The following is an 18,949-nucleotide window of genomic DNA, read 5'->3' on the forward strand; positions in this document are numbered from 1 at the left end:
AAGCACCCTTTGCTCTGCTAGAAGAGGGTCGGATCATCGAAAGCACCCGAGGCGATCAGATACACGTAGAAGTCGGCGAGTGCGACGCTGATCAACGACGCCCAGGCGAGCAGCATGTGACGGCCGTTCAGCCAGCCGACCCAGCGCCACATCCGATAGCGCACCGGATGCTTGGAGAAGTGTTTGAGCTTGCCGCCGACGATGTGGCGGCAGGAGTGGCAGGAGAGCGTGTACGCCCAGATGAGCGTGATGTTCACCAGGAACACGAGGGTGCCGAGCCCCATGTGCCCCCACTCGTAGTCCTCGTTGCGGAAGGCGAGGACGGTGTCGTACGTGAGAATGCCCGCGACCGGCACCGCCGCGTAGAAGAAGTACCGGTGGATGTTCTGCAGGATCAGCGGGAAACGCGTCTCACCCGTGTACTTCGCGTGCGGTTCCGCCACTGCGCAGGCGGGCGGTGACGCCCAGAAGCCGCGGTAGTAGGCCTTGCGGTAGTAGTAGCAGGTGAGGCGGAAACCCAGCGGGAAGACGAGAATGAGCAGCGCGGGGGAGAGGCCCCACCAGCTGCCGAAGATCTCCCAGTTGGGGCCGTTCTTCATCGGTTCGCAGTTCTCCGCGATGCACGGAGAGTAGAACGGCGAGACGTAGGGCGCCTCGTAGTAGTCGGCGTTCGCGAACGCCCGCCACGTCGAGTACACGACGAAGGCGAACAGTCCGGCGGCGGTCGCGGCGGGCTGGAGCCACCAGCGGTCCGTCCGCAAATGGGCAGCGGTGATGGCGGCGCGCGTGCCGTGCCGTACGCCGCCGGGGCCCGTGCCCTTCTTCAGATGGGGTTCCGTGCCAGTGGCCAACGAGGCTCCACTCCTTCGTCGACGGGCGGATCGTTCCGGGGGCCGCTAGGGCGCGCGGCGGTCGCGGGCGCCCAGGCCCTCGTCGTCCGAGTCCGTCCACAGGGACCGGTCGTACGGCGTGTCCGGGATGGTGACCAGATCGGGGCGGGCCTTCGGGGGCGCGGGCGGGGCTTGTGGTGCCGAGGCGGAGGCGGCGGCCGCGCGCAGCAGGGCGACGCTCTCGCGCAGGTGGTCGGTGTCCATGCGGACGCGGCGGAAGTCGACGCCCGCGAGTTCCGCGTCGGCGTGCTGCTCGACCCTGCCCACGGTGCGGACCAGGTCGTCGACGCAGCGCTGAATGGCCGTCAGATCGTCGTGCAGAGCCATGACTTGCCCTCACTTCACAGGTGCGGTGGCAACGCTCATGCGCCTGAGAGTGTCGCTCCTCACATCCCGTGTTGGGAACCCCGCGTGCGCGGATTCGACCCCTCCGGGTTAGATCTCGGCCGGGGGCGCATGGGGGGACGTTCTGTGGCCGTGGGCCGGGGGTGCCGCCGATCGCGCTCCGCGCTCGCCCTCAAGCGCCGGGCGGGCTTTCTCCCACCCGCCCGCCCTGACTCGACCGGAGTGCCGTGGGGCGCACGGCGGGAAATGTGAGCCCGTCCGGCGATTGAGGACGAGCGCGCAGCGCGATCGGGGGTCACCCCGGCTCACGGCCGGAGGCGCGTCGGGCCGAACCGGCCAGGGGTGAGACAGCCGCGGCCGCAGGCGTTGCGCCGCACGGGTGGCTTACCGGGGCCACCCCGACGTGTCGGCGCCCCCGCCAGAGCTCCGTCCCGTTCAGTGGATGCCATACGTGTGATCAACTCCATATTTCCCCCGCGATACCGCCAAACGTGCACCCGCACGGGCAACCCCCGGAGGTACCCGTCATGCCCCTCGACCGCGCCAGGCCGCGACCGGTCCGCCCGGCGGCCACGGCCCGATCCGCCGTGTTCCTCGCCGCCGGAGTCCTCGCGCTGCCCGCCCTCACCGGGTGCGGCTCGGGCGAGGAGTCGAGCGCCCCGACGGCCGGGCAGGACATCGCCCCCGCGGCCAGGGACCAGATCGCCGACGGCGGCTCGGTGAAGTGGGCCGTCGACGCCCTCCCCGAGACCTTCAACTCCTTCCAGTCCGACGCCGACGAGGCCACCACCCGCGTCGCCGGCGCCGTGCTCCCGTCGATGTTCCGCCTGGACGCCCGCGGCAGACCTCAGACCGACGCCGACTTCCTGGAGTCCGCGAAGGTCGTCGAGCGCGAGCCCCAGCAGGTCGTGCTCTACAAGCTGAACCAGCAGGCGGTGTGGAGCGACGGCCGCGAGATCGGCGCCGACGACTTCGCCGCCCAGTGGCGCGCACTCTCCGGCAAGGACAGCGCGTACTGGACCGCCCGCAACGCCGGCTACGACCGCATCGGCAAGATCGAGCGCGGCGCCAACAACCTGGAGGTGCGCGTCACCTTCGACAAGCCCTACGCGGACTGGCGCTCCCTGTTCTCCCCGCTGTACCCGAAGGACGTCATGGGCACCCCGGACTCCTTCAACGACGGAGCCCGCAGCAAGCTCAAGGTCACCGCGGGCCCCTTCGCCCTGAAGGACGTCGACCGCGCCGACGGCGAGCTCACCCTGCGCCGCAGCGCCCGCTGGTGGGGCAGCCCCGCCAAGCTCGACAAGCTGGTCCTGCGCGAGGTCCCCCGCGACAAGCGCGCCGCCGCCCTCGCCGAGGGCAAGGTCGACCTCGCCGAGATCGACGCCGACGAGGCAGGACGCATCGCGCTCGCCGCCCGCGACAAGGGCGCCCGGGGCCCGCTCGCCCACGGCCCCGGCGCCGCCCTCACCCCGGCCGCCGCCCTGCGCTCCTGGGCCCGCGCCCACGGCTCCGACGAGGAGGCCGCGGACATCGAGCAGCAGGCCCGCGAGAAGAATCGCGAGGCCGTCGAGCGGTACGCCGAGGAACAGTCGGGCCTGCGCGGCTACGAGGTCCGCAAGTCCCTCGAACCCGCCTACACCCAGCTCGCCCTCAACGGCTCCGAGGGCCCCCTCGCCGACGACCGCGTCCGCCGCGCCGTCGCCCGCGCCCTGAACCGCGACGAACTCGCAAAAACGGTTCTGAAGCCCCTCGGCCTGCCCGCCGAGCCCGTCGGCAGCCACCTCGCCCTCGCCGGTCAGGACGCGTACGCCGACAACAGCGGCGCCCTCGGCGACCAGGACACGGCGGAGGCCTCCGCCCTCCTCGCCGACGCGGGCTGGACCCCCGGCGGCCCGCTCAAGGAGAAGGGCAAGGGGAAGAAGGGGGACGGGGAGAGCAAGAAGAAGGACGGCGACGGGGGCGACGCGGGCTCGGAGGCCTCCGAGAACGACACCGACTCCGGATCGGGCTCCGACTCGGGCTCCGACTCGGGCTCCGGATCCGACTCCGACGACGGCACCTACATCGTCGGCGAGGACGACCAGAAGCCCGGCGACCCCCGCTCCGCCCTCCTCAGCCCCGCCCGCGCCGCCGCCTACCAGCAGTCCGTCCTGATGCGGCAGGCTGACGCCCTCACCGCGCGCCGCGAGGCCGACAAGGAACAGAAGAAGGACCCCGGCGGGCACGCCAAGCAGCACGCGAAGAAGCAGGCCCAGGGCGGCGCCCCGGGTGCGTACGCCCCCAAGGGCACCGCCGCCCCCAAGGCCGCCAAGGGCGCCGCCGCGGGCCCGCTGGCCAAGGACGGCAAGGCGCTCACGCTGCGCTTCGTGCTTCCCTCCGGGGCGGGCTCGGAGTCGCTGCGCGGGGTCGCCGACCGGATCTCGCGGATGCTGCAGCGCATCGGGGTGCGCACGGAGATCGCCAAGGTCGCCGACGACAGCTACTTCAAGGACCACATCGCGTCCGGCCAGTACGACCTGGCGCTGTACTCCTGGCCCGCGTCCGCGTTCCCCGCGACCGACGCCCGCCCGATCTTCGCCAAGCCGGTGCCCGCCGCGGACGGCTCCCTGAACGTCGAGCAGAACTACACCCGCGTCGGCACCGACCACATCGACCAGCTCTTCGACCAGGCCGTGAGCGAGCTGGACGAGTCCGAGAACCGCTCCCTGGTGAAGAAGGCCGACGCCCGCATCTGGGCGGCGGCGGGATCCGTCCCCCTCTACCAGCGCCCCCAGCTGGTGGCGGCCCGCACGAACCTCGCCAACGCGGGAGCCTTCGGCTTCGAGACCCCGAAGTACCAGGACATGGGCTTCCTGAAGCCGGGAGCGAAGGCGGGCAAGCAGCCGAAGAAGAACTGAGACCTGGCGGAACCCCCTGTTCCGGGGCCGCCCAGGAGCCCGACAAGCCGCCCCCGGCGAGGCCACGTAGGATGGGGTAAGGCCGTGGCACGTCTGCCCGGCAGGGCACGCGTACGAAATGGACGTACGCGCCGCCGTCCAAGCCTCCCGGGAGAAGCGCACCTCGCATGCCCACGCGCCACGACATTCGTAACGTCGCCATCGTCGCCCACGTCGACCACGGCAAGACGACCATCGTCGACGCCATGCTCAAGCAGGCGGGCGCCTTCGCCGCGCACGCCGCCGAGTCCCTCGACGACCGCATGATGGACAGCAACGACCTGGAGCGTGAGAAGGGCATCACGATCCTGGCCAAGAACACGGCCGTCAAGTACCACCCGAAGGACGGTGGCGACCCGATCACGATCAACATCATCGACACCCCCGGCCACGCCGACTTCGGCGGCGAGGTCGAGCGCGGTCTGTCGATGGTGGACGCGGTCGTCCTCCTCGTCGACGCCTCCGAGGGTCCGCTGCCGCAGACCCGCTTCGTGCTGCGCAAGGCCCTGATGCAGCGCCTGCCCGTCATCCTCTGCATCAACAAGACGGACCGTCCGGACTCGCGCATCGACGAGGTCGTGAACGAGACGTACGACCTCTTCCTCGACCTGGACGCCGACGAGGACCAGATCGAGTTCCCCATCGTCTACGCCTGCGGCCGTGACGGCGTGGCCTCGCTGACCAAGCCGGAGGACGGCACCGTCCCGGCCGACAGCACCAACCTGGAGCCGTTCTTCACCACGCTGCTCCAGCACGTCCCGGCCCCCGAGTACGACGAGACCGCGCCGCTCCAGGCCCACGTCACCAACCTGGACGCCGACAACTTCCTCGGCCGCATCGCGCTGCTCCGCGTCGAGCAGGGCGAGCTGCGCAAGGGCCAGACCGTGGCCTGGATCAAGCGCGACGGCTCGATCGCCAACGTCCGCATCACCGAGCTGATGATGACCGAGGCGCTCACCCGCAAGCCCGCGGAGGTGGCCGGGCCCGGCGACATCTGCGCCGTCGCCGGTATCCCGGACATCATGATCGGCGAGACCCTCGCCGACCCCGAGAACCCGATCGCGCTGCCGCTGATCACGGTCGACGAGCCCGCGATCTCCATGACCATCGGTACGAACACCTCGCCGCTGGTCGGCCGCGGCGGCACCGGCAAGGGCGCGGACGCCAAGGCGGCCGTCAAGGACCGCAAGGTGACCGCCCGCCAGGTCAAGGACCGTCTGGACCGCGAGCTGATCGGTAACGTCTCGCTGCGGGTCCTGGACACCGCGCGCCCCGACGCCTGGGAGGTGCAGGGCCGCGGCGAGCTGGCGCTCGCGATCCTGGTCGAGCAGATGCGCCGCGAGGGCTTCGAGATGACCATCGGCAAGCCGCAGGTGGTCACCAAGCAGGTCGAGGGCAAGACGTACGAGCCCGTCGAGCGCATGACCATCGACGTGCCCGAGGAGCACATGGGCGCGGTCACGCAGCTCATGGGCGTCCGCAAGGGCCGCATGGACAACATGTCGAACCACGGCTCCGGCTGGGTCCGCCTGGAGTTCGTCGTGCCGTCCCGCGGCCTCATCGGCTTCCGTACGGAGTTCCTGACCCAGACCCGAGGCACGGGCATCGCGCACTCCATCCACGAGGGCCACGAGCCGTGGTTCGGCGAGCTGAAGACCCGTAACAACGGCTCTCTGGTCGCCGACCGCTCCGGCGCCGTCACCGCGTTCGCGATGACGAACCTCCAGGAGCGCGGCGTGCTGTTCACCGACCCCGGCACCGAGGTGTACGAGGGCATGATCGTCGGCGAGAACTCGCGCTCCGACGACATGGACGTGAACATCACCAAGGAGAAGAAGCTCACCAACATGCGCTCCTCCTCGGCCGACTCCTTCGAGGCGATCGTCCCGCCGCGCAAGCTCTCCCTGGAGCAGTCCCTGGAGTTCTGCCGCGACGACGAGTGCGTCGAGGTGACCCCGGAGGCCGTGCGCATCCGCAAGGTCGTCCTGGACCAGAAGGAGCGCGGCCGCACGGCTTCGCGCGCCAAGCACGGCTGAGCCACGCGGGCGTGGCCTAGCCTCTGAGCTCTGTGTCACCTGCCGTCTTTCGTCCGCGACTCCGTCGTGGCCGGTCGCGCAGTTCCCCGCGCCCCTTCGGTCGCTGAGGCCGGTTTTCCCACGCACGTCGTGTGCGGGAAAACCGGCCTCTCGCGTTGCGGCGGGCGATACGGTTGCGGCGTGACGCGCGTCGACCCCGAGGGCCCGTCGGCGGTCGCCTGGCAACCGGTTTTCGTCCACGATCTGTCCGGTATGCGGACCCACTTGACCGTTAGATGTGTAACACGTCCGTTTCGCAACCATCTATCTGGGATCGGTTTGTCCGGATTTTGGAAGTTGTACGTGCCAGGTGTGATTGAACCGAGACCAAAAGGGTGTGGTCGGGCCGTACCTCATGGCTAATAGTTGACCGCGTATAGCTCGGGTCAATGGGTCACGCGCTGTGGGGAGCGCCGACTCACGAGCACACTGGGGTACTCGATCTTCGCCGTCAGGGGTGTCGGCGCTGCTCTGCGTACCCCCTCTTGTAGTGAACAAGTGGACTCATGAGGAGGAACCCCATGCGTGGTGCCAAGAGCGCCAAGTGGGTCGCCATAGCCGGCGTTGTGGCGCTTACCGCTACTGCCTGTGGTGGAGGCGACGACAAGAAGAGCAGCGGCAAGGTCGACCCGAAGGGGATCGTCAGCTACGCCAATGGTGAGCCGCAGAACCCCCTGCAGCCCTCCAACACCATGGAGGCGTACGGCAGCGTCGTCATCGACGCGCTCTTCACGGGGCTTGTCCACTACGACAAGCAGGGCAACATCACCTACGAGAACGCCGAGTCGGTCACGCCCGACAAGGCGAACAAGGTGTGGACCGTCAAGCTCAAGAAGGGCTGGAAGTTCCACGACAACACGCCGGTCACGGCGAAGTCGTACGTGGACGCCTGGAACTGGGCCGCCGACCCGGCCAACGGTCAGCAGAACAGCTCCTGGTACCGCGACATCGTGGGCTACGACAAGGTGCACCCCGAGAAGGGGAAGGCCAAGGCGAAGACCATGTCCGGCCTGAAGGTCGTCGACGAGACCACCTTCACCATCACGCTGAACTCCGGCATCCCGTACTACGCGTACAAGCTGGTCTACAAGCCCTTCTTCCCGCTGCCCGCGGCCGCGCTGAAGGACCCGAAGAAGTACGGCGAGGCCCCCGTCGGCAACGGCCCGTACAAGTTCAAGAGCTGGCAGCACAAGAAGTCGATCCAGGTCACGGCCTGGTCCGGCTACCAGGGCAAGGACAAGCCCAAGAACGGCGGCATCAACTTCAAGGCGTACACGACGCCGAACGCGGCCTACCAGGACCTGCGCTCGGACAACGTCGACACCATGCCGCTGATCCCGGACAGCGAGCTCGCCAACTACAAGAACGACTTCGGTGACCGCGCGATCACCGCGGACTTCTCGGCGATCAACACGATCAACCCGGCCTTCTACACGAAGCAGTGGAAGGACATCGACGTCAAGGTCATCCAGGGCCTGTCGATGGCGATCGACCGCGAGACCATCGCCAAGACCACGTTCTACGGCACCCGCAAGTCGGCCTCCGGCTGGGTCGCCCGTGGCGTGAAGGGCTACAAGGCCGGCGCCTGCGGCGAGTTCTGCAAGTTCGACCCGAAGAAGGCCAAGGAGTCCATCAAGGCCGGCGGCGGCGTCCCGGGCAACAAGATCTCGATCCAGTACAACGCCGACCAGCCGCACAAGGGCTGGGTCACCGCGGTGTGCAACGACATCCAGAAGAACACCGGCGTCAAGTGCGTCGGTGACCCGGTGACCGACTTCCAGGCCGACACGGAGATCCGCGACCAGAAGAAGGTCAAGTCGATCTACCGCTCCGGCTGGGTGCTCGACTACCCGTTCAACGGCAACTTCCTCGGCGACCTGTACGGCACCGGTGTCGACGGCAACAAGGGTGGCTTCTCGGACCCGAAGTTCGACAAGCTGGTCAAGAAGGCCGACGCCGCCAAGACCATCGACGAGTCGGCCGACCTGTACAACCAGGCCGAGTCCGAGCTGAAGAACAGCTTCCCGGGCATCCCGCTCTGGTACAACACGACGAACTCCGCGTACTCCAACAACGTGAAGAACGTCGAGTTCGACCAGGCCGGTGACCCGGTCCTCTCCGAGGTCCAGGTCTTCGAGAAGTAGCAGTCGCCGGAGTTCCGTTCACGTGAAGCGACGCCCGGCGATCCCGGGCGTCGCTTGTGAACGGCTCCGCAACGGACGGAGGCACCACCATGGGGCGCTACGTCGCGAGGCGACTGCTCCAGATGATCCCGGTCTTCATCGGGACAACCCTGCTGATCTTCCTGATGGTCAACGTCCTCCCCGGTGACCCCGTACGGGCGCTGTGGGGAGACAAGCCGCCGGACCCGGCGCAGGTGGCGCAGATCAAGCACGACCGCGGCCTGGACCTGCCGCTGTGGGAGCAGTATCTGCACTACATGAAGGGCCTGTTCCAAGGGGACTTCGGCAACACCATCGCGGGCAACAGACCCATTCTTGACGAGATCACGCAGGCGTTCCCGGTCTCGCTGCGCCTCGCCGCCATGGCGTGGACGTTCGAGCTCGTCGTCGGCATCACCCTGGGTGTGTTCGCGGGCATCAGGCGCGGCCGCGTCGTGGACAACACGGTGACGCTGTTCACGCTGCTCGTGATCTCCGTGCCGATCTTCGTGGTCGGCCTGCTCTTCCAGCTCTACTTGGGCAACGAGTGGCAATGGATCACGCCCACGGTCCAGGACTCCGAGGACATGGGGCAGTTGCTGGTCCCCGCGCTCGTGCTCGGCATGGTCGGTCTCGCGTACGTCGCCCGACTGACCAGAACGTCCATCGCGGAGAACCGCTCGGCCGACTACATGCGCACCGCGGTGGCCAAGGGCCTGCCCAAGCAGCGCATCGTCACCCGGCACCTGCTGCGCAACTCGCTGATCCCGGTGGTCACTTACCTGGGCACCGACATCGGCACCCTCATGGGCGGCGCGGTCATCACCGAGGGCATCTTCAACGTCACCGGCGTCGGCAACCTGCTCTTCACCTCGCTGGCCCGCCGTGAGGGCGCGGTCATCGTCGGCATCGTGACCGTCCTGGTGCTCGTGTACCTCCTCGCCAGCCTGCTCGTCGACCTGCTTTACGCGGTCCTGGACCCGAGGATCCGTTATGCCTGACCTGACCAAGACCTCGACCACGGACGGGGCGGCAGCGGCACAGGACGAGGTGGTGGCCGGAGCCGCGGTCTCCGCGACCCCCGCGCCGGGCAAGCCCCGCAGCCTCTGGGGCGACGCCTGGCGGGATCTGCGCCGCAACCCGCTGTTCGTGATCTCGGCGCTCCTGATCGCGCTGCTCGTGCTGGTGTCGCTCTTCCCGGGCATGTTCACCGACGCGAACCCGGAGACCGGCGACCAGGCCAAGCACTTCCTGGGCAAGCCCGAGCTGGGCCACTTCTTCCAGGCCGACTGGTTCGGCTACGACGGGACCGGGCGCAGCATCTACGCCCGGGTGCTGTTCGGCGCCCGGAACTCCATCATGGTCGGCATCGGTGTGACCATCCTGGTCACCGTCTTCGGCGGCCTGGTCGGCATGCTCGCCGGTTACTTCGGCGGCTTCTGGGACAGCCTGCTCTCCCGCATCACCGACGTGTTCTTCGGCATCCCGTTCCTGCTCGGCTCCATGGTCGTGCTCAACGGCTTCACCGACCGCACCGTCTGGGTGGTGATGGGCGCGCTGGCGTTCCTCGGCTGGACGCAGATCGCCCGCGTGATGCGCGGCGCGGTCATCACGACCAAGCACGCGGACTACGTGGTGGCGGCGCGGGCGCTGGGCGCGGGCACGAAGCGGATCCTGTTCCGGCACATCCTGCCGAACGCCATCGCTCCGGTGATCGTCATCGCGACCATCGCGCTCGGTACGTACATCGTCGCCGAGTCGACGCTGTCCTACCTGGGCCTCGGGCTCGGCGGGGGCGCGATCTCCTGGGGCGGCGACATCTCCGACGGCACGCAGTTCATCCGGAACAACCCGCACGTGCTGCTGTTCCCCGCAGGAATGCTGAGCATCACGGTGCTGGCGTTCATCATGATGGGTGACGCCGTACGCGAAGCCCTCGACCCGAAGCTGCGCTGAGGGAGGCGTACGTGACGATCACAGAGAAAACCGCCGACGTCCCCGCCCCCCGCTCGGGCGAGGAGAAGAGCGGCCGACTGCTCGACGTGAAAGACCTGCACGTCGAGTTCCACACCCGCGACGGCGTGGTCAAGGCCGTCAACGGCGTCAACTACAGCGTGGACGCGGGCGAGACGCTCGCCGTGCTCGGTGAGTCCGGCTCCGGCAAGTCCGTGACCGCGCAGGCCATCATGGGCATCCTCGACATGCCGCCCGGAAAGATCCCGCAGGGCGAGATCGTCTTCCGGGGCCAGGACATGCTCAAGATGTCCAACGAGGAGCGCCGGAAGATCCGCGGCCGCAAGATCGCGATGATCTTCCAGGACGCGCTTTCGTCCCTGAACCCGGTGCTCTCCGTCGGCTACCAGCTAGGCGAGATGTTCCGGGTGCACGAGGGCCTGAGCCGCAAGCAGGCGAAGGCCAAGGCCGTCGAGCTGATGGACAAGGTCAAGATCCCGGCCGCCAAGGAGCGGGTGAACGACTACCCGCACCAGTTCTCCGGCGGTATGCGCCAGCGCATCATGATCGCGATGGCGCTCGCCCTGGAGCCGGACCTGATCATCGCCGACGAGCCGACCACGGCTCTCGACGTGACGGTCCAGGCGCAGGTCATGGACCTCCTTGCCGAGCTCCAGCGCGAGTACAACATGGGCCTGATCCTCATCACCCACGACCTCGGCGTGGTCGCGGACGTGGCGGACAAGATCGCCGTCATGTACGCGGGCCGGATCGTGGAGACGGCCCCGGTGCACGAGCTGTACAAGCGGCCCGCGCACCCGTACACCAGGGGTCTGCTCGACTCGATCCCGCGCCTCGACCAGAAGGGCCAGGAGCTCTACGCGATCAAGGGCCTGCCGCCCAACCTGCTGAAGATCCCGTCGGGTTGCGCGTTCAACCCGCGCTGCCCGAAGGCGCAGGACATCTGCCGTACCGAGATCCCGAAGCTCGTTCCGGTGACGGAACGGGACGGCGCGGAGCTCGTGGGCCGCGGCAGCGCGTGCCACTTCTGGAAGGAGACGATCCATGGCTGAGCCCAACAAGCTCTCCAAATCCGCCGCGGCGGACGAGCCGACGGACGCGACGCCGAACGTCTCCGAAGTGGAAACGGTCGACGCCGCGACGGCGGAGGAGGCGGTCGCCGCGATCGAGGCCCCCGCCGAGCGCGGCGAGCCCATCCTCCAGGTGCGCAACCTGGTGAAGCACTTCCCGCTGACCCAGGGCATCCTGATCAAGCGCCAGATCGGTGCGGTGAAGGCCGTCGACGGCATCTCGTTCGACCTGTACCAGGGCGAGACGCTGGGCATCGTGGGCGAGTCGGGCTGTGGCAAGTCCACGGTCGCCAAGCTCCTGATGACCCTGGAGCGGGCCACGGCCGGCGAGGTCTTCTACAAGGGCCAGGACATCACCAAGCTGTCGGGCCGGGCGCTCAAGGCCGTCCGGCGCAACATCCAGATGGTGTTCCAGGACCCGTACACCTCGCTGAACCCCCGTATGACGGTCGGCGACATCATCGGGGAGCCGTTCGAGATCCACCCGGAGGTGGCGCCGAAGGGCGACCGCCGCCGCAAGGTCCAGGAGCTCCTGGACGTGGTGGGCCTCAACCCCGAGTACATCAACCGCTACCCGCACCAGTTCTCGGGCGGTCAGCGCCAGCGCATCGGCATCGCGCGCGGCCTGGCGCTCAACCCCGAGATCATCATCTGCGACGAGCCGGTCTCGGCCCTGGACGTGTCCGTCCAGGCCCAGGTCATCAACCTGATGGAGAAGCTCCAGGACGAGTTCAACCTGTCCTACCTCTTCATCGCGCACGACCTGTCGATCGTCCGGCACATCTCGGACCGCGTGGGCGTGATGTACCTCGGCAAGATGGCGGAGATCGGCTCCGACGAGCAGATCTACGACCACCCGACGCACCCGTACACGCAGGCGCTCCTCTCGGCCGTCCCGGTCCCCGACCCGGAGGCCCGCGAGGGCCGCGAGCGCATCATCCTCACCGGCGACGTCCCGTCCCCGGCGAACCCGCCGTCCGGCTGCCGCTTCCGCACCCGCTGCTGGAAGGCGCAGGACAAGTGCGCGGAGGAGATCCCGCTCCTCGCGATCCCGGAGCGCTTCGCGGGCCAGGACACTCCTGCCGCCCACGAGTCGGCGTGCCACTTCGCGGAGGAGAAGGACGTCGTGCACGCGGCGTGATCCGCTCTGTCGTCCGTCGACAGCGGTGCCCCCGGCCGGATTCGGCCGGGGGCACCACTGTGTTCGAGGCCGGATTCGGCAGGGGTGCCGCGGTGCCTCCGGGGTGCGGCATTCGAGTGGTCCGCCGGTGGGGCCGGATGGGGCATCCGGATGGCCTCCCCCTCATACGGCCGGGCTAAATGTGCGGTTCGTCCGCTCTGCCGTGATATTTGCGGTAACGCGCGCACAGTCGGCGCGCAGAGCGATCGAGGAGGCACTCCATGCGTGGAGCCACGCACGCCAAGTGGGCCGCTGGTGCGGTGGCCGTCGCACTCGCGGCGACGGCCTGTGGGGGTGGGAGCAGCGGTGGCGGTGGCGACGGCTCCGGGGTGGTGGGGTCGTCCTGGGGGGATCCGCAGAACCCGCTGGAGCCCGCGAACACGAACGAGGTCCAGGGGGGCAAGGTCCTGGACATGGTCTTCCGGGGGCTGAAGCGGTACGACCCGAAGACCGGCGAGGCCAAGGACATGATCGCCGAGTCCATCGAGTCGAAGGACTCGCAGAACTTCACCGTGAAGCTCAAGGACGGGTGGAAGTTCAGCAACGGGGAGAAGGTCACCGCCAAGTCGTTCGTCGATGCCTGGAACTACGGGGCGCACCTCAAGAACAACCAGAAGAACGCCTACTTCTTCGGGTACATCGAGGGGTACGACAAGGTGCATCCGGAGAAGGGGGACGCGACCGCCGAGACCCTGTCCGGGCTCAAGGTCGTCGACCCCAAGACCTTCACCGTGAAGCTCACGCAGAAGTTCTCCACCTGGCCCGAGACCCTCGGCTACCCCTCCTTCGCGCCGCTGCCCAAGGCGTTCTTCGACGACCACGCGGCCTGGCTGTCCAAGCCCGTCGGCAACGGCCCGTACACCATCAAGTCGTACCAGAAGGGCTCCAAGATGGAGCTCAGGAAGTGGGACGACTACAAGGGGGACGACAAGGCGCAGAACGGGGGAGTCGACCTCAAGGTCTACACCGACAACAACACCGCCTACACGGACCTGATGGCGGGGAACCTCGACCTCGTCGACGACGTCCCGGCCTCGCAGCTGAAGAACGTGAAGAGCGACCTGGGGGACCGGTACATCAACACCCCCGCGGGGATCATCCAGACGCTCGCCTTCCCCTTCTACGACAAGAAGTGGGACAAGGAGGGGTCGGAGAAGGTCCGGCAGGGGCTCTCCCGGGCCATCAACCGTGAGCAGATCACCGACACGATCTTCCAGAAGACCCGCACCCCCGCCAAGGACTGGACCTCGCCGGTGCTCGGCGAGGACGGCGGCTACAGCGACAGCGTGTGCGGTGAGTGGTGCGAGTACGACGCCGCCGAGGCGAAGAAGCTCGTCGAGGACGGGGGCGGCATTCCCGGCGGCACCCTGAAGATCTCGTACAACGGGGACACCGGCTCGCACAAGGAGTGGGTGGACGCCGTCTGTAACTCCATCAACCGCGCCCTCGGCAACGACAGGGCCTGCGTCGGCAACCCCATCGGCACCTTCGCCGACTTCCGCAGCCAGGCGTCCCAGCAGAAGCTCGACGGGGCCTGGCGCGCGGGCTGGCAGATGGACTACCCGCTGATCCAGAACTTCCTGGAGCCGAACTACTTCACGGACGCCTCGTCCAACGACGGCAAGTACTCCAACAAGGACTTCGACAAGCTCATCAACGAGGCCAACGGAGAGACGGACGCGGCCAAGGCCGTCACCAAGTTCCAGGACGCCGAGAAGATCCTCGCCAAGGACATGCCCGCCATCCCGCTCTGGTACCAGAACGGCAGCGCCGGCTACTCGGACAAGGTCTCGGACGTCGCGCTGAACCAGTTCAGCGTGCCGGTGTACGAGGAGATCAAGGTCAACTGACGTCGGTGGAGCGGCCGTCCGGCCCGCCCGGCACCCGCCGGGCGCCCGCCGCCGGGCGGCCGCTCGGCCACCTCCAGCTACCTCCCGCTACCTCCGGAGTGAGCCCCCATGGGTCGTTATGTGATCCGGCGTCTGCTGCAGATGATCCCGGTCTTCTTCGGCGCCACACTGCTGATCTTCCTGATGGTCAACGTGATGGGCGACCCCATCGCGGGCCTCTGCGGCGACCGCAAGTGCGACCCCGCCACGGCCGCCCAGCTGAAGAAGGAGTTCGGCCTCGACAAGCCCGTGTGGCAGCAATACGCGACGTACATGGGCAACGTCTTCACGGGCGACTTCGGCACCGCCTTCAACGGCCAGAAGGTCACCGAGCTGATGTCGTCGGCGTTCCCCGTGACCCTGCGGCTCACCCTCGTCGCCATCGTCTTCGAGATCGTCATCGGCATCTCGCTGGGCGTCCTCACCGGACTGCGCCGCGGCAAGCCCGACGACACGATCGTGCTGCTCCTGACGCTCGTGGTCATCTCCATCCCCACGTTCGTCACCGGTCTGCTGCTCCAACTGCTGCTCGGCGTCCAGTGGGGCGTCATCAAACCGTCCGTGTCGACCGAGGCGACCGTCGACGAGCTGATCGTGCCGGGACTCGTGCTCGCGTCCGTCTCGCTGGCGTACGTCACCCGCCTCACCCGGACCTCCATCGCCGAGAACCGCCGCGCCGACTACGTCCGCACGGCCGTGGCCAAGGGCCTGCCGCGGCGGCGCGTCATCACCAGACACCTGCTGCGCAACTCACTCATCCCGGTGGTCACCTTCATCGGCACGGACGTGGGCGCGCTCATGGGCGGCGCCATCGTCACCGAGCGGATCTTCAACATCCACGGCGTCGGCTTCCAGCTCTACCAGGGGATCCTGCGGCAGAGCACCCAGACCGTCGTCGGCTTCGTGACGGTCCTCGTCCTCGTCTTCCTGCTGGCGAACCTGATCGTCGACCTCTTGTACGCCGTACTCGACCCGAGGATCCGCTATGCCTGAACCCCATGAGCCCACCGAGGGCGCCATCGCAGGGACCGGCGCGGGCGGCGCGATGGACCTCGCGGCGAGTGAGGCGACGACGCTGGCCCCGGGCGGCCCCGAAGGCGGTCCCGGCGGCAGCGGAGCCGCCGCGCCCGCCCGCAGCCTCTGGTCCGACGCCTGGCGCGACCTGCGCCGCAACCCGGTCTTCCTGCTCTCGGGCCTGATCATTCTCTTCCTGGTCTTCATCTCGCTGTGGCCCTCCGTGATCGCCTCCGGCGACCCGCTGGACTGCGACCTCGCCAACGCCCAGAAGGGCTCATCGCCCGGCCACCCCTTCGGCTTCAACGGCCAGGGCTGCGACGTCTACACGCGCACCGTGTACGGCGCCCGCGCCTCCGTCACCGTCGGCGTGTGCTCCACGCTCGGCGTCGCGGTCCTCGGCAGCGTGCTCGGCGGGCTCGCCGGGTTCTTCGGCGGCGTGTGGGACGCGATCCTCTCCCGCATCACCGACATCTTCTTCGCGATCCCCGTCGTCCTCGGCGGCCTGGTGCTGCTCTCCGTCGTCACCAGCAACACCGTCTGGCCCGTGATCGGCTTCATGGTCCTTCTCGGCTGGCCGCAGATCTCCCGCATCGCCCGCGGCTCCGTCATCACTGCCAAACAGAACGACTACGTCCAGGCCGCCCGCGCCCTCGGCGCCTCCAACTCGCGGATGCTGCTCCGGCACATCACGCCCAACGCCGTCGCCCCGGTCATCGTCGTCGCGACCATCGCCCTCGGCACCTACATCGCCCTGGAGGCCACCCTGTCCTACCTGGGCGTCGGCCTGAAGCCGCCCACGGTGAGCTGGGGCATCGACATCTCCTCCGCGTCCCCGTACATCCGCAACGCCCCGCACATGCTGCTCTGGCCCGCGGGCGCCCTCGCGGTCACCGTGCTCGCGTTCATCATGCTCGGCGACGCGGTGCGCGACGCCCTCGACCCGAAGCTGAGGTAGCCGCCCATGGCGAACACGGCATCCAAGCTGCTCGAAGTCCGCGACCTGCACGTGGAGTTCAGGACCCGCGACGGCGTCGCCAAGGCCGTCAACGGCGTCGACTACGCCGTGGACGCGGGCGAGACCCTGGCCGTGCTCGGCGAGTCGGGCTCCGGCAAGTCCGTCACCGCCCAGGCCATCATGGGCATCCTCGACATCCCGCCCGGACGCATCGCCGCCGGCGAGATCCTCTTCCAGGGCCAGGACCTCCTCAAGCTCAAGGAGGAGGAGCGGCGCAAGATCCGCGGCGCGGGCATGGCCATGATCTTCCAGGACGCCCTCAGCTCCCTGAACCCCGTGCTCAGCGTCGGCGACCAGCTCGGCGAGATGTTCGTCGTGCACCGGGGGATGTCCCGCAAGGACGCCCGCGCCAAGGCCGTCGAACTCATGGACCGGGTCCGTATCCCCGCCGCCAAGGAACGCGTCACCCAGTACCCGCACCAGTTCAGCGGCGGCATGCGCCAGCGCATCATGATCGCCATGGCGATGGCGCTCGAACCCTCCCTGATCATCGCCGACGAGCCCACGACCGCCCTCGACGTCACCGTCCAGGCCCAGGTCATGGAACTCCTCGCCGAGCTCCAGCGCGAGCTGAACATGGGCCTCATCCTGATCACCCACGACCTCGGCGTGGTCGCCGACGTCGCCGACACCATCGCCGTCATGTACGCGGGCCGCATCGTCGAGAAGGCCCCCGTCCACGAGATCTACAAGGCCCCCGCGCACCCGTACACCAAGGGCCTGCTCGAATCCATCCCGCGCCTCGACCAGAAGGGCCAGGACCTCTTCGCCATCAAGGGCCTGCCGCCCAACCTCATGAACATCCCGCCCGGCTGCGCCTTCAACCCGCGCTGCCCGATGGCCCAGGACGTGTGCCGCACCGACGTCCCGCCGCTCGCCCAGGTCACGTACGAGGGACTCACCGCGGAGCGGCGCAGCGCCTGCCACTTCTGGAAGGAGACCCTCCGTGGCTGACATGGCCAAGACGGCGGGCGTGGCCGAGAAGCCGGTCACGACCGAGCCGCTCCTCCGGGTCCGCGGGCTCGTCAAGCACTACCCGCTCACCCAGGGCATTCTCATCAAACGGCAGGTCGGCGCCGTCAAGGCGGTCGACGGCGTCGACTTCGAACTCGGCAGCGGCGAGACCCTCGGCATCGTCGGGGAGTCCGGCTGCGGGAAGTCCACCGTCGCCAGGATGCTCGTCAACCTGGAGCGGCCCACCGCCGGGGAGATCCAGTACAAGGGCGAGGACATCACCCGGCTGTCCGGCCGCGCCCTCAAGGCCGTCCGGCGCAACATCCAGATGGTGTTCCAGGACCCCTACACCTCCCTCAACCCGCGCATGACCGTCGGCGACATCATCGGGGAGCCGTACGAGATCCACCCCGAAGTCGCCCCCAAGGGGTCGCGCCGCGCCAAGGTCCAGGAACTCCTCGACGTCGTCGGGCTCAACCCCGAATACATCAACCGCTACCCCCACCAGTTCTCCGGCGGTCAGCGGCAGCGCATCGGCATCGCCCGCGGGCTCGCCCTGCGGCCCGAGATCATCGTCGCCGACGAGCCCGTCTCCGCGCTCGACGTCTCCGTCCAGGCGCAGGTCGTCAACCTCCTGGACCGCCTCCAGAGCGAATTCCGTCTCTCGTACGTGTTCATCGCCCACGACCTGTCCATCGTGCGGCACATCTCCGACCGGGTCGGGGTCATGTACCTCGGGCGGATCGTCGAGACCGGGACCGACGCCGAGATCTACGAACATCCGACGCATCCCTACACCCAGGCCCTGTTGTCCGCCGTGCCCGTGCCCGACCCCGACGCCCGGGAGCACCGCGAGCGGATCATTCTGAGCGGGGACGTGCCGTCGCCCGCCAATCCCCCTTCCGGGTGTCGGTTCCGGACCCGGTGCTGGAAGGCGCAGGAGCGGTGCGCCCTGGAGGTACCGGCCCTCGCCGTTCCGGCGGAGTTCCGGGGGGTTCAGGGGCCTGCGGCGCATGATTCGGCTTGCCACTTCGCTGAGGAGAAGCACGTGGTGCCGTGAGCGGCGCTTGCGGGATGTCCCGTGCGGGTGGGACGGGGGCGCCGCCGATCGCGCTGCGCGCTCATCCTCAAACGCCGGACGGGCTCTCTCCCACCCACCCGCCCGAACTTGCACCAGCAGCCCAACAGCCCGGCACCTTCAGCCCGCCCCGGTGCGCCTTCAGCCTGCCTCGGCGAAGTCTTCAGCCCGTCCGGCGTTTGAGGACGAGGCGCGGAGCGCCGATCGGGGGGCGGGGAGCAGGAAACATTTGGGCAACCCCGTTGACCCGTGGGGGAGACATCGGGCGGGCAAGGTGTGGGGGTACGGCCGTGCGGGTGCCGTTGGACCGGTCGGGGCGCGCCATGTCGCCCCGACCGGTCGCCGTGCGTACGGGGAGGGG

General features: G+C 68.5%; 14 protein-coding genes. 12 read left to right on the top strand and 2 right to left on the bottom strand.

The genetic code is table 11. The annotated features are described in order from the left end of the window. Window positions 1-17 precede the first annotated feature (17 nt). Window positions 18-851 carry a hypothetical protein gene (locus ACFVHO_RS19980; RefSeq protein WP_385716068.1) on the bottom strand — a complete coding sequence of 278 codons (834 nt, stop codon included), beginning with the start codon at window positions 849-851 and terminating at the stop codon, window positions 18-20. Window positions 852-896: 45 nt separating this feature from the next. After that, window positions 897-1,217, bottom strand: a complete 321-nt coding sequence (locus tag ACFVHO_RS19985; RefSeq protein WP_385716071.1) for a hypothetical protein — start codon at window positions 1,215-1,217, stop codon at window positions 897-899. Window positions 1,218-1,762: 545 nt separating this feature from the next. Here ACFVHO_RS19985 and ACFVHO_RS19990 point away from each other — a divergent pair. The 12 genes from ACFVHO_RS19990 (at window position 1,763) to ACFVHO_RS20045 (ending at window position 18,570) form a co-directional block, all read left to right on the top strand. Then, window positions 1,763-4,135, top strand: coding sequence for an ABC transporter family substrate-binding protein (locus ACFVHO_RS19990; protein WP_385716074.1), 2,373 nt, complete (start codon window positions 1,763-1,765; stop codon window positions 4,133-4,135). 167 nt (window positions 4,136-4,302) lie between these two features. Continuing rightward, window positions 4,303-6,210 (top strand): translational GTPase TypA, encoded by a 1,908-nt coding sequence (typA, locus tag ACFVHO_RS19995; protein WP_385716075.1) that lies wholly within the window; start codon window positions 4,303-4,305, stop codon window positions 6,208-6,210. A 560-nt stretch (window positions 6,211-6,770) separates the two neighbouring features. Further along, window positions 6,771-8,393 carry an ABC transporter substrate-binding protein gene (locus ACFVHO_RS20000; protein WP_385716078.1) on the top strand — a complete coding sequence of 541 codons (1,623 nt, stop codon included), beginning with the start codon at window positions 6,771-6,773 and terminating at the stop codon, window positions 8,391-8,393. Window positions 8,394-8,482: 89 nt separating this feature from the next. Beyond that, window positions 8,483-9,412: an ABC transporter permease gene (locus ACFVHO_RS20005; protein WP_385716081.1), complete on the top strand. Its 930-nt coding sequence runs from the start codon at window positions 8,483-8,485 to the stop codon at window positions 9,410-9,412. Further along, window positions 9,405-10,367 (top strand): ABC transporter permease, encoded by a 963-nt coding sequence (locus ACFVHO_RS20010; protein ID WP_385716084.1) that lies wholly within the window; start codon window positions 9,405-9,407, stop codon window positions 10,365-10,367. Before ACFVHO_RS20005 ends, ACFVHO_RS20010 begins: the two co-directional genes overlap by 8 nt. An 11-nt stretch (window positions 10,368-10,378) precedes the next feature. Continuing rightward, window positions 10,379-11,437, top strand: coding sequence for an ABC transporter ATP-binding protein (locus tag ACFVHO_RS20015; protein WP_385716087.1), 1,059 nt, complete (start codon window positions 10,379-10,381; stop codon window positions 11,435-11,437). Next, window positions 11,430-12,596: an ABC transporter ATP-binding protein gene (locus ACFVHO_RS20020; RefSeq protein WP_385716090.1), complete on the top strand. Its 1,167-nt coding sequence runs from the start codon at window positions 11,430-11,432 to the stop codon at window positions 12,594-12,596. Before ACFVHO_RS20015 ends, ACFVHO_RS20020 begins: the two co-directional genes overlap by 8 nt. A gap of 260 nt (window positions 12,597-12,856) precedes the next feature. Next, window positions 12,857-14,485, top strand: coding sequence for an ABC transporter substrate-binding protein (locus ACFVHO_RS20025; protein ID WP_385716093.1), 1,629 nt, complete (start codon window positions 12,857-12,859; stop codon window positions 14,483-14,485). Between the two features lie 108 nt (window positions 14,486-14,593). Then, a complete protein-coding gene (locus ACFVHO_RS20030) occupies window positions 14,594-15,517 on the top strand; it encodes an ABC transporter permease (RefSeq protein ID WP_385716096.1) in 924 nt (307 codons plus the stop codon). Next, window positions 15,510-16,496: an ABC transporter permease gene (locus ACFVHO_RS20035; protein WP_385716099.1), complete on the top strand. Its 987-nt coding sequence runs from the start codon at window positions 15,510-15,512 to the stop codon at window positions 16,494-16,496. The genes ACFVHO_RS20030 and ACFVHO_RS20035 overlap by 8 nt, the downstream gene beginning before the upstream one ends. A gap of 6 nt (window positions 16,497-16,502) precedes the next feature. Then, entirely contained in the window at window positions 16,503-17,510 is a 1,008-nt protein-coding gene (locus tag ACFVHO_RS20040) for an ABC transporter ATP-binding protein (RefSeq protein ID WP_385716102.1), read from the top strand. Between the two features lies 1 nt (window position 17,511). Further along, a complete protein-coding gene (locus ACFVHO_RS20045; protein WP_385716287.1) occupies window positions 17,512-18,570 on the top strand; it encodes an ABC transporter ATP-binding protein in 1,059 nt (352 codons plus the stop codon). Window positions 18,571-18,949: the final 379 nt, after the last annotated feature.

It is taken from the genome of Streptomyces sp. NPDC127108 (assembly GCF_042677545.1).
In the GTDB taxonomy this organism is placed as follows: domain Bacteria; phylum Actinomycetota; class Actinomycetes; order Streptomycetales; family Streptomycetaceae; genus Streptomyces.

Bases quoted from the DNA above. Each gene is read 5' to 3' on its own strand.
- ACFVHO_RS19985 (WP_385716071.1), bottom strand. From the start codon at position 1,217: ATGGCTCTGCACGACGATCTGACGGCCATTCAGCGCTGCGTCGACGAC.
- ACFVHO_RS19990 (WP_385716074.1), top strand. From the start codon at position 1,763: ATGCCCCTCGACCGCGCCAGGCCGCGACCGGTCCGCCCGGCGGCCACG.
- typA (WP_385716075.1), top strand. From the start codon at position 4,303: ATGCCCACGCGCCACGACATTCGTAACGTCGCCATCGTCGCCCACGTC.
- ACFVHO_RS20000 (WP_385716078.1), top strand. From the start codon at position 6,771: ATGCGTGGTGCCAAGAGCGCCAAGTGGGTCGCCATAGCCGGCGTTGTG.
- ACFVHO_RS20005 (WP_385716081.1), top strand. From the start codon at position 8,483: ATGGGGCGCTACGTCGCGAGGCGACTGCTCCAGATGATCCCGGTCTTC.
- ACFVHO_RS20010 (WP_385716084.1), top strand. From the start codon at position 9,405: ATGCCTGACCTGACCAAGACCTCGACCACGGACGGGGCGGCAGCGGCA.
- ACFVHO_RS20020 (WP_385716090.1), top strand. From the start codon at position 11,430: ATGGCTGAGCCCAACAAGCTCTCCAAATCCGCCGCGGCGGACGAGCCG.
- ACFVHO_RS20025 (WP_385716093.1), top strand. From the start codon at position 12,857: ATGCGTGGAGCCACGCACGCCAAGTGGGCCGCTGGTGCGGTGGCCGTC.
- ACFVHO_RS20030 (WP_385716096.1), top strand. From the start codon at position 14,594: ATGGGTCGTTATGTGATCCGGCGTCTGCTGCAGATGATCCCGGTCTTC.
- ACFVHO_RS20035 (WP_385716099.1), top strand. From the start codon at position 15,510: ATGCCTGAACCCCATGAGCCCACCGAGGGCGCCATCGCAGGGACCGGC.
- ACFVHO_RS20040 (WP_385716102.1), top strand. From the start codon at position 16,503: ATGGCGAACACGGCATCCAAGCTGCTCGAAGTCCGCGACCTGCACGTG.
- ACFVHO_RS20045 (WP_385716287.1), top strand. From the start codon at position 17,512: ATGGCCAAGACGGCGGGCGTGGCCGAGAAGCCGGTCACGACCGAGCCG.